Origin of the sequence: Pseudomonas sp. BCA17, assembly GCF_004519405.1 — a bacterium.
In the GTDB taxonomy this organism is placed as follows: domain Bacteria; phylum Pseudomonadota; class Gammaproteobacteria; order Pseudomonadales; family Pseudomonadaceae; genus Aquipseudomonas.
Window position 1 is genome coordinate 343,760 of record NZ_SGWI01000008.1, and the last position, 10,248, is coordinate 354,007.

Here is a 10,248-nt window from a genome sequence, read left to right on the forward strand (position 1 = left end):
GCTACAGCCGGTCATGCAAACCGCTGTCCGGCTCATGTTGATCATCAATAAAGTGCGTATAATCCGCCGCCATGACTCGAACCCGATCTCCCCGTTCCCGTAAAAAACCTCCTTCCCGCGGCATGCGTCCCTGGTTGGGCTGGGCGCTCAAGCTCAGCCTGGTGGGCCTCGTAGTGCTTGCCGGCTTCGCGGTGTACCTCGACGCTGTGGTTCAGGAGAAATTCTCCGGCAAGCGCTGGACCATCCCGGCCAAGGTATACGCTCGCCCGCTGGAATTGTTCACCGGCCAGAAACTGAGCAAGGATGACTTCCTCACTGAGCTCGACGCGCTGGGCTATCGTCGCGAACCCGTGAGCAACGGCCCGGGCGCGGCTGCCGTCAGTGGCAATACCGTCGACCTGAACACCCGTGGCTTCCAGTTCTATGAGGGCCTGGAAAAAGCCCAGCCGGTGCGCGTGCGCTTCTCCGGCGATTATGTAGCTGAGCTGTCTTCGCTCAATGGCACGAAATTACCCGTGGTCCGGCTGGAGCCGCTGCTGATCGGCGGCATTTACCCGAAGAACCTTGAAGATCGCATCCTGATCAAGCTCGACCAGGTACCTCCGTACCTGCTGGAAACCCTGGTCGCGGTAGAAGACCGCGATTTCTACAGCCACTGGGGCGTGTCGCCGAAGTCGATTGCCCGGGCTATCTGGGTCAACACGTCCGGCGGCAGGATGACTCAGGGTGGCAGTACGCTTACGCAACAACTGGTCAAGAACTTCTACCTGACCAATGAGCGCAGCCTCACCCGCAAGCTCACCGAAGCCATGATGGCGATGTTGCTGGAACTGCATTACAGCAAGCAGGAGATCCTCGAGGCGTACCTCAACGAGGTATTCGTCGGTCAGGATGGCCAGCGTGCGGTGCACGGCTTCGGCCTGGCCAGCCAGTTCTTCTTTGGCCAGCCGTTGTCCGAATTGAAACTGCATCAAGTCGCGTTGCTGGTGGGGATGGTCAAGGGGCCTTCCTACTACAACCCGCGTCGCAACCCGGAGCGTGCCCTCGAGCGCCGCAATCTGGTGCTTGATGTATTGGAACAGCAGGGCGTCGCCACCGCCGAACAAGTAGCTGCGGCGAAGAAAATGCCACTGGGTGTGACAACTCGCGGCAAGCTCGCCGACAGTTCCTTCCCAGGCTTTATCGACCTGGTCAAACGCCAACTGCGTGAAGACTACCGCGACGAAGACTTGACCGAAGAAGGCTTGCGGATCTTCACCAGCTTCGACCCGATTCTGCAGATGAAGGCCGAAGCGTCCGTCAATGACACCTTCAAGCGTCTGACAGGTCGCAAGGGCTCGGATGAAGTGGAAGCGGCCATGGTTGTGACCAACCCGGAAACCGGTGAAGTCCAGGCCATGATCGGCAGTCGCCAAGCCAGTTTTGCCGGGTTCAACCGTGCACTGGATGCCGTGCGCCCGATCGGCTCGTTGGTCAAGCCCGCTGTCTACCTGACGGCCTTGGAGAAACCGAGCAAATACACCCTGACCAGTTGGCTGTCGGATGATCCGCTGTCGGTCAAAGGTGCCGATGGCCAAGTGTGGACGCCGCAGAACTTTGATCGTCGCTCCCACGGCACCGTGTTCCTGTATCAGGGCCTGGCGCATTCCTACAACATCTCCACCTCGCGCCTTGGGCTTGAAGTGGGTGTGCCGAATGTGCTGAAAACCTTGGGGCGCCTGGGCATCAATCGTGAGTTTCCGGCGTTCCCGTCGATGCTGCTGGGCGCCGGGGCCATGACCCCGATGGAAGTGGCCACGATGTACCAGACTCTCGCCAACGGTGGTTTCAATACACCGATGCGCGGCATTCGCAGCGTACTGACCGCCGAGGGTGAGCCGCTCAAACGTTATCCGTTCCAGATTCAGCAGCGCTTCGACGCGGGCTCCATCTACCTGATTCAGAACGCTATGCAACGCGTGATGCGTGAAGGTACCGGGCGTTCGGTCTACAGCGTGTTGCCGTCCAACCTGACGCTGGCGGGCAAGACCGGTACCAGTAACGATTCTCGCGACAGCTGGTTCGCCGGCTTCGGCCAGGACGTGCTGGCGGTGGTGTGGCTGGGCCGAGATGACAACGGCAAGACACCATTCACCGGTGCCACCGGTGCATTGCAGGTCTGGACCAGCTTCATGCGCAAGGCTGATCCGCTGCCGCTGAACATGCCGCAGCCGGACAACATCGTGCAGGCGTGGATTGATCCGCACACCGGCCAGGGTTCTGATGCCAACTGTCCGGGCGCGGTACAGATGCCGTATATTCGCGGCAGCGAGCCACCACCAGGCGCCGCGTGCGGTGGCAGTGCCCCCGCTGATGCGGAGTCGGTGATGGATTGGGTCAAGGGCTGGATGAATTAAGCAAAGAGGGTTTCAAGTGAACAAGTGGTGGATTCCAGCTATTACAGCTCTGGCTTTGCTCAACGGTTGCTCCAGTGTGCAACGCGGCTCCATTCCCGTGGTGGATTCGAGCACGACCGTTTCCAACAACGACCGGATCTCGGCCAATGGCGGTTTCCGTCAGACCGTCGTCAAGCGTCCTGCCCAGGCGCCTCAAGCCGTGCCGCAGGATTCGGGTGTGGTCGTCATGGTGCCGGGTGCCGGTGCTGCTACGTCGGCGCCGATCAGTGCCGAGCCGTGGACGCCCGGGCCGAGCACTTCGGGTCCGATTGATTCGGCGCCGGTCCAGGCCGCACCGATCAATCAGGGTACCTACAACATGCCGCCATCCACACCGAGCGGCATTCCTTCGTCGAGTGCTGGCGGTCTGTCGGCTGACGAGCAATTGGACGGACCTGTACTGGCTTTGCTCACGACCGCCCAGCAACAGCAAGCCGGTGGTGACTTGAACGGCGCATCGTCGAGCCTTGAGCGTGCCCAGCGTGTGGCACCGCGCGAGCCGCAAGTGTTGTATCGACTTGCCCAGGTGCGTATGGCTCAGGGTGATGCACCGCAAGCCGAACAGTTCGCCCGTCGTGGCCTGAGCCTGGCCAATGGTCGCCCCGACCTGCAGGCCAACCTGTGGGCTTTGATTGGTGATGCGCGTGCGGCCCAAGGTGATGCCGCCGGTGCTGCCCAAGCGCGGCAGAAAGCCAAGGTCAGCCTCTGATGGATGCACGTTTGCCCGCGATTGCCGAACAGTTGTTGTTGATCGAGCGCGAGTTGCGTGTGCAGGGCTGGTGGGACGAAGTCCCTCCCAGCGCCGATGCACTCGGCAGCGTCGAGCCCTTTGCGGTCGATACTTTGGACTTCCATCAATGGCTGCAATGGATCTTCCTGGTGCGCATGAAGCAGATTCTCGAGCAGGATCTGCCACTGCCCAATGCGTCGGGAATCCTGGAAATGGCTGAGATGGTCTACGCTGATCGGCCGGTGGAAAGCCTTGGTTTGCGTAATGCGCTGAAAAAGTTCGACCAACTGATCGTCGACGCTCGTTAATTGCCTGACTGCCGGTTTTTTCGGCAGTCTTGCGCATATTTCTACCGCTTGACGACATTCAGGCGAGTTTTATCCCTCCTCAAACCCCTTTCTTCTACGTTCTCGTGCGCTTTGTTGGAAAAAAGCGCAATTATTGCTTGACTTGAAGGGGCTGAAACAGAAGAATCCAAAGTCCGCTGTATCGGGACTGCCAGAAGCAGGCCCGCTCAGCAGATCATGAGGCGCACATCCGCGCCGACCTGTAACACCCGCAACGCGTTACCTCGCGCTGGGTGGGAAAAGCCCGCAACACTTGGGACGATCCCAATACTTGCTCAGTCAGTGCTGACGTAGTCGGCGACCACCGTCGCTCATGCTCTGTTGAGAAGTAAACCTATTAAGACCCGTCGGTTTCAACGGACGGTATTCTGGCGTTTTAGAGGTGAACAACGTGGAGCTTTTATCTGGTGGTGAGATGCTCGTCCGCTTTTTGCGTGACGAAGGCGTCGACTATATCTACGGGTACCCAGGTGGTGCTCTGTTGCATGTTTACGACGCACTGTTCAAGGAACCGGCTGTTACCCACATCCTGGTTCGCCACGAACAGGCCGCGACCCATATGGCTGACGGTTACGCCCGTGCCACCGGTAAAGCCGGCGTGGTACTCGTAACGTCCGGCCCAGGCGCAACCAATGCCATTACCGGCATCGCGACTGCGTATATGGACTCCATCCCGATGGTGATCATTTCCGGCCAGGTGCCAAGCACCATGGTAGGTACCGATGCATTCCAGGAAACCGACATGATCGGTATCTCCCGGCCGATCGTGAAACACAGCTTCATGATCAAGCATCCGTCGGAAATCCCGGAAGTCATGAAAAAGGCCTTCTACCTCGCACAGTCCGGTCGCCCGGGTCCTGTGGTGGTCGATGTCCCGAAAGACATGACCAACCCGGCAGAAAAATTCGAATACATCTTCCCGAAGAAAGCCAAGCTGCGTTCCTACAGCCCGGCCGTTCGTGGGCACTCGGGTCAAATTCGCAAGGCGGCGGAAATGCTCCTGGCGGCCAAGCGCCCTGTGTTGTACTCGGGCGGTGGCGTGATTCTGGGGGGCGGTTCAGCGCCGCTCACCGAACTGGCCAAACTGCTTAACCTGCCGGTAACCAACACCTTGATGGGCCTTGGCGCGTTTCCGGGTACGGACCGTCAGTTCGTCGGCATGCTCGGTATGCACGGCAGCTACACCGCCAACCTGGCCATGCACCACGCCGATGTGATTCTGGCGGTCGGCGCGCGGTTCGATGACCGTGTGATCAATGGCGCGAGCAAATTCTGCCCGAATGCCAAGATCATCCACATCGACATCGACCCGGCGTCCATCTCCAAGACCATCAAGGCCGATGTGCCCATCGTGGGGCCGGTGGAAAGCGTCTTGACCGAAATGGTCGCCGCGCTCAAGGACATCGGCGAAGCGCCGAACAAAGAGTCCGTTGCCAGCTGGTGGAAGCAGATCGATGAATGGCGCGGTGACCGCGGCCTGTTCCCTTACGACAAGGGTGACGGCAGCATCATCAAGCCACAAACCGTGATCGAGACCCTGTGCGAAGTGACCAAGGGCGACGCCTTTGTGACCTCCGACGTGGGCCAGCACCAGATGTTCGCCGCGCAATACTATAAGTTCGATAAGCCTAACCGCTGGATCAACTCCGGTGGCCTGGGCACGATGGGCTTTGGTTTCCCGGCCGCCATGGGTGTGAAACTGAGCTTCCCTGACGCCGACGTTGCATGCGTCACCGGTGAGGGCAGCATCCAGATGAACATCCAGGAGCTGTCGACCTGCCTGCAGTACGGCCTTCCGGTGAAGATCGTGTGCTTGAACAACGGCGTGCTGGGCATGGTTCGTCAATGGCAGGACATGAGCTACAACAGTCGTCACTCCCATTCCTACATGGAGTCGCTGCCAGATTTCGTCAAGTTGGTTGAAGCCTATGGCCACGTCGGCATTCGCATCACTGAATTGAAAGATCTGAAGCCGAAGATGGAAGAGGCGTTCGCCATGAAGGACCGCCTGGTGTTCATCGATATTCAGGTGGATACCAGCGAGCACGTCTACCCAATGCAGATCAAAGACGGCTCTATGCGCGACATGTGGTTGAACAAGACGGAGCGTACTTAATCATGCGGCATATTATCTCCCTGCTTCTGGAGAACGAACCCGGCGCTCTGTCTCGTGTTGTCGGCCTGTTTTCGCAACGTAACTACAACATCGAAAGCCTGACTGTGGCTCCAACCGAAGACCCGACCCTGTCGCGCCTGACGTTGACCACCGTGGGCCACGATGAAGTGATCGAGCAGATCACCAAGAACCTCAACAAGCTGATCGAAGTGGTCAAGCTGGTCGACCTGTCGGAGAGTGCCCACATCGAGCGCGAGCTGATGCTGGTTAAAGTCAAGGCCACGGGTGCTCAACGTGCCGAGATCAAGCGCACGACCGACATTTATCGCGGGCAGATCGTCGATGTAAGCGCCAGCGTTTATACCGTTCAACTGACCGGTACAAGCGACAAGCTGGACAGCTTCATCCAGTCGATCGGGACGGCCTCGATTCTGGAAACGGTACGCAGTGGTGTCACCGGGATTGCCCGTGGCGACAAAGTACTCAGCATCTAACCCAAATTAGCGAATGGCCTTACGGCCTGGATATATAGAGGAACCTCATGAAAGTTTATTACGATAAAGATTGTGACCTGTCGATCATCCAGGGCAAGAAAGTCGCCATCATCGGCTACGGCTCCCAGGGGCACGCACAAGCCTGCAACCTGAAAGATTCCGGCGTTGACGTGACTGTCGGCCTGCGCAAAGGCTCGGCTACCGTTGCCAAGGCAGAAGCCCATGGCCTGAAAGTAACTGATGTTGCTTCCGCTGTTGCTGCTGCCGACCTGGTCATGATCCTGACCCCGGACGAGTTCCAGTCCGCGCTGTACAAGAATGAAATCGAGCCGAACATCAAGAAGGGCGCCACCCTGGCGTTCTCCCACGGTTTCGCGATTCACTACAACCAGGTGGTGCCACGCGCCGACCTCGACGTGATCATGATCGCGCCTAAGGCGCCGGGTCACACCGTACGTTCCGAGTTCGTCAAAGGCGGTGGTATTCCTGACCTGATCGCGATCTACCAGGACGCTTCGGGCAATGCCAAGAACGTTGCGCTGTCCTATGCCTCCGGCGTCGGTGGCGGTCGCACTGGTATCATCGAAACCACCTTCAAGGACGAGACCGAAACTGACCTGTTCGGCGAGCAAGCCGTTCTGTGTGGCGGTACCGTAGAGCTGGTCAAGGCTGGTTTCGAAACCTTGGTTGAAGCTGGCTACGCGCCGGAGATGGCCTATTTCGAATGCCTGCACGAACTGAAGCTGATCGTTGACCTCATGTACGAAGGCGGTATCGCCAACATGAACTACTCGATCTCCAACAACGCCGAATACGGCGAGTACGTGACCGGTCCGGAAGTGATCAACGCTGAGTCGCGTCAGGCTATGCGCAACGCTCTGAAACGTATTCAGGACGGCGAATACGCCAAAATGTTCATCAGCGAAGGCGCAACCGGCTACCCTTCGATGACCGCCAAGCGTCGTAACAACGCCGCTCACGGTATCGAAATCATCGGTGAGCAACTGCGCTCCATGATGCCGTGGATCGGTGCCAACAAGATCGTCGACAAAGCCAAAAACTAAGTCGGATGCATCAAGGGAAAACGCGGCCTAGGCCGCGTTTTTTCGTTTGGGAGAGCGGGTTCTGGTATAAAGCTGCATCGTTTGCGGGCGAACACTCGCCGCAAGTACTTGTCGAATTTTTTCAAACAGTTGCAAGGTAAAGTCCATGAGCGAACGTCCCGAAGAGCCAAACAAGGCTTCTGACGCCGAAAGCCTGCTGCCAATCGATGAGCATGTCGAAGAAGGGCATGACGCGGAAGGCCGCAAGGTCCGGCATCGTGGCATCTATCTTCTGCCCAACCTGTTCACCACGGCGAACCTGTTTGCCGGGTTCTATTCCATCATCAACTCCATGAGTGCCCAAAGCGCCCTGGCGGCAGGTGATGCAGCGAGTGCCAGCAAGTATTTCGGCTTTGCCGCCATCGCGATTTTCGTGGCCATGGTGCTCGACGGACTTGATGGTCGCGTGGCGCGCATGACCAATACTCAAAGCGCCTTCGGGGCAGAGTACGACTCGCTGTCGGACATGGTTGCCTTTGGCGTGGCTCCCGCGCTTCTGGCGTTTGCGTGGGCCCTGGGTGATATGGGCAAGGTCGGCTGGATGGTCGCCTTCATCTATGTCGCTGGTGCTGCCCTGCGCCTGGCGCGTTTCAACACCCAGGTGGGTACGGCTGACAAGCGTTACTTCATTGGCTTGGCCAGCCCGGCTGCTGCGGGAGTGGTGGCGGGTATCGTGTGGGCTTTCAGCGACTACGGCATCCAGGGTTCGAAAATGTCGTTCCTGGTGGCCTTGATGGTAGCGGCGGCCGGCATGCTGATGGTCAGCAATATCAAGTACAACAGCTTCAAGGAGTTCGACCTCAAGGGGCGTGTGCCTTTCGTCGCGATCCTGGTGGTGGTGTTGGTGTTCGCTGTAGTTTTCAGCGATCCACCGCGCATTCTGTTGCTGGCCTTCCTAGCCTATGCCGCGTCGGGGCCGATTCAGTATTTGCTGCATCTGCGCCGGGACAAAACATTGCCTTAATGTAATTTCCCCCATACTCCGCAGTCTATTGGTGCATCAGCCTTCCAATACTGCGGAGTAGCCATGTTAATCAAACTTCCCAAAGCCTCCGATTGTCATGAATCGGATGTCACGCCTGAATCCTTCTACCTCTCTCGTCGTAGCTTGCTCGGTGGTGCGCTCGCCGGTATCGCCGCCAGTAGTTTGCCGCGTTGGGCCAGTGCTGATGATGCTTCGCGTTATGCTGATGTTGAGCCGGGCAAGGCGCCGGCCTGGTTCACCGAGAAACTGTCGAGCGCCAAATGGCAGGCGGTTACGGTAAAGGACGAGGCTATTACGCCGTTCAAGGATGCAACTCACTACAACAACTTTTATGAGTTCGGTACCGACAAGGGAGACCCGGCGGCGAACGCGGGCTCACTCAAGACCGAACCCTGGAGTGTGGTGATTGATGGCGAGGTGGCGAAGCCGGGGCGTTATGCCTTGGAAGACTTCATGAAGCCTTATCAATTGGAGGAGCGGATCTACCGTTTGCGCTGTGTCGAAGCATGGTCAATGGTTATTCCGTGGATCGGCTTTCCGATCTCTGCCTTGCTCAAGCAGGTTGAGCCGACCTCAAACGCCAAGTACATCCGTTTTGAAACGCTTCAGGACCCTAAGAGCATGCCGGGTCAGCGGTCGAGTTTCGGCTTGATCAATTGGCCTTATGTAGAAGGGCTGCGCCTGGATGAGGCGATGAATCCCTTGGCAATCCTTGCTGTGGGCATGTATGGACGGGAGCTGCCTAACCAGAATGGTGCGCCGTTGCGTTTGGTGGTGCCGTGGAAGTATGGCTTCAAGAGCGTGAAGTCTATTGTGCGGATCAGTCTGGTTAGTGAACAGCCTAAGACTACTTGGCAGAGCATTGCGGCCGACGAATATGGGTTCTACGCAAACGTGAACCCTACGGTCGATCATCCTCGTTGGACTCAGGCACGCGAGCGACGTCTGCCGAGCGGTTTGTTCAGTCCGAATGTGCGCGAGACGCAGATGTTCAATGGCTATTCGGATGAGGTCGCTTCTCTTTATGCGGGCCTCGATTTGCGGAAGAACTACTGATGCGTTATCCGATCTGGCGCATTGGCGTGTTTATCGTGGCGGCGATATGGCCGTTTTACTGGCTCTATGAAGCATGGCGTTCTGTGCTCGGGCCTGATCCTGGGAAAGTGCTCATGGATCGGTTGGGGCTTGGGACGTTGGTCTTGCTGTTGATCACCTTGAGCATGACACCGCTGCAGAAGCTTAGTGGGTGGGCTGGGTGGATTGCTGTCCGTCGACAGTTGGGGCTCTGGTGTTTCGCATATGTGGTTTTGCACCTGGCAGCTTATTGCGTGTTTATCCTGGGGCTTGATTGGTCGCAATTCGGGGTGGAACTGCGTAAACGGCCTTACATTATTGTAGGTGCGCTGGGGTTCCTTTTCTTGTTGGTGCTTGCGGTGACTTCTAATCGCTATAGCCAGCGCCGGTTGGGTAGCCGTTGGAAGAAGTTGCATCGCCTGGTGTATGCCGTTCTTGGGCTCGGTTTACTGCATATGTTGTGGATTGTGCGGGCTGATCTGAAGGAGTGGGCCGTCTATGCGTCTACAGGTGCGCTCCTTTTAGTATTGCGATTGCCCCCAGTGATGCGCCGAATTCCCCGCCTTATTGCGAAAAAAGCACCTTCTGCAACAAAAACGTAATTAGCGCTTGACGGCAGAATCTGGGGGCCTATAATTCGCCCCACTTCCGGCGCAGTCGAAACTGAAAACTCCTTGCTAAACAAGAAGTTACGCAGAATCAGGCAGCGAATGGCTTCAGTTCATCGAAGCCCAGAAGGAGTTGGTAGGGCAAGGCTGTTTGGCTCTATTAACGGTTCGATCTTCCCGGTCGAAAGCGTAGAAAAAGAGGTGTTGACAGCAGCGTGTAACGCTGTAGAATTCGCCTCCCGCTAACGAGAGATCGAAGGCGCAAGTGGTTGAAGTTGTTGAAGAAATCTTCGAAAGCTTCTGAAAATAATCACTTGACAGCAAATGAGGCTGCTGTAGAATGCGTGCCTCGGTTT

At 57.5% G+C, this 10,248-nt stretch carries 10 protein-coding genes; 9 read left to right on the forward strand and 1 reads right to left on the reverse strand.

All coding sequences use genetic code 11. From position 1 onward, the window contains the following. The first annotated feature begins 71 nt into the window (after positions 1-71). The 9 genes from mrcB (at position 72) to msrQ (ending at position 9,886) form a co-directional block, all read left to right on the forward strand. A complete protein-coding gene (mrcB, locus tag EXW71_RS26085) occupies positions 72-2,396 on the forward strand; it encodes a penicillin-binding protein 1B (RefSeq protein ID WP_134660631.1) in 2,325 nt (774 codons plus the stop codon). Positions 2,397-2,412: 16 nt separating this feature from the next. Next, on the forward strand, positions 2,413-3,144 hold the full coding sequence (locus EXW71_RS26090; protein WP_134660632.1) for a tetratricopeptide repeat protein: 732 nt from the start codon (positions 2,413-2,415) through the stop codon (positions 3,142-3,144). Continuing rightward, a complete protein-coding gene (locus EXW71_RS26095) occupies positions 3,144-3,473 on the forward strand; it encodes a YqcC family protein (RefSeq protein ID WP_123715880.1) in 330 nt (109 codons plus the stop codon). Before EXW71_RS26090 ends, EXW71_RS26095 begins: the two co-directional genes overlap by 1 nt. Before the next feature lie 430 nt (positions 3,474-3,903). Further along, positions 3,904-5,628, forward strand: a complete 1,725-nt coding sequence (locus EXW71_RS26100; protein WP_123715885.1) for an acetolactate synthase 3 large subunit — start codon at positions 3,904-3,906, stop codon at positions 5,626-5,628. A gap of 2 nt (positions 5,629-5,630) precedes the next feature. Beyond that, entirely contained in the window at positions 5,631-6,122 is a 492-nt protein-coding gene (ilvN, locus tag EXW71_RS26105) for an acetolactate synthase small subunit (protein WP_003176102.1), read from the forward strand. Positions 6,123-6,169: 47 nt separating this feature from the next. Beyond that, positions 6,170-7,186, forward strand: a complete 1,017-nt coding sequence (ilvC, locus tag EXW71_RS26110; RefSeq protein WP_123715881.1) for a ketol-acid reductoisomerase — start codon at positions 6,170-6,172, stop codon at positions 7,184-7,186. Between the two features lie 145 nt (positions 7,187-7,331). Continuing rightward, entirely contained in the window at positions 7,332-8,189 is an 858-nt protein-coding gene (gene pssA, locus EXW71_RS26115) for a CDP-diacylglycerol--serine O-phosphatidyltransferase (RefSeq protein ID WP_123715882.1), read from the forward strand. A 63-nt stretch (positions 8,190-8,252) separates the two neighbouring features. Then, the gene (msrP, locus tag EXW71_RS26120) at positions 8,253-9,266 is read left to right on the forward strand and encodes a protein-methionine-sulfoxide reductase catalytic subunit MsrP (RefSeq protein ID WP_134660633.1); all 1,014 of its coding nucleotides are present in this window, start codon (positions 8,253-8,255) and stop codon (positions 9,264-9,266) included. Then, positions 9,266-9,886, forward strand: a complete 621-nt coding sequence (gene msrQ, locus EXW71_RS26125) for a protein-methionine-sulfoxide reductase heme-binding subunit MsrQ (protein ID WP_134660634.1) — start codon at positions 9,266-9,268, stop codon at positions 9,884-9,886. Before msrP ends, msrQ begins: the two co-directional genes overlap by 1 nt. Before the next feature lie 114 nt (positions 9,887-10,000). Here the strand turns inward: msrQ and EXW71_RS28880 are convergent. Beyond that, positions 10,001-10,248, reverse strand: a 248-nt coding sequence (locus tag EXW71_RS28880; protein WP_134695661.1) for a hypothetical protein, incomplete at its 5' end; no start/stop codon positions are given.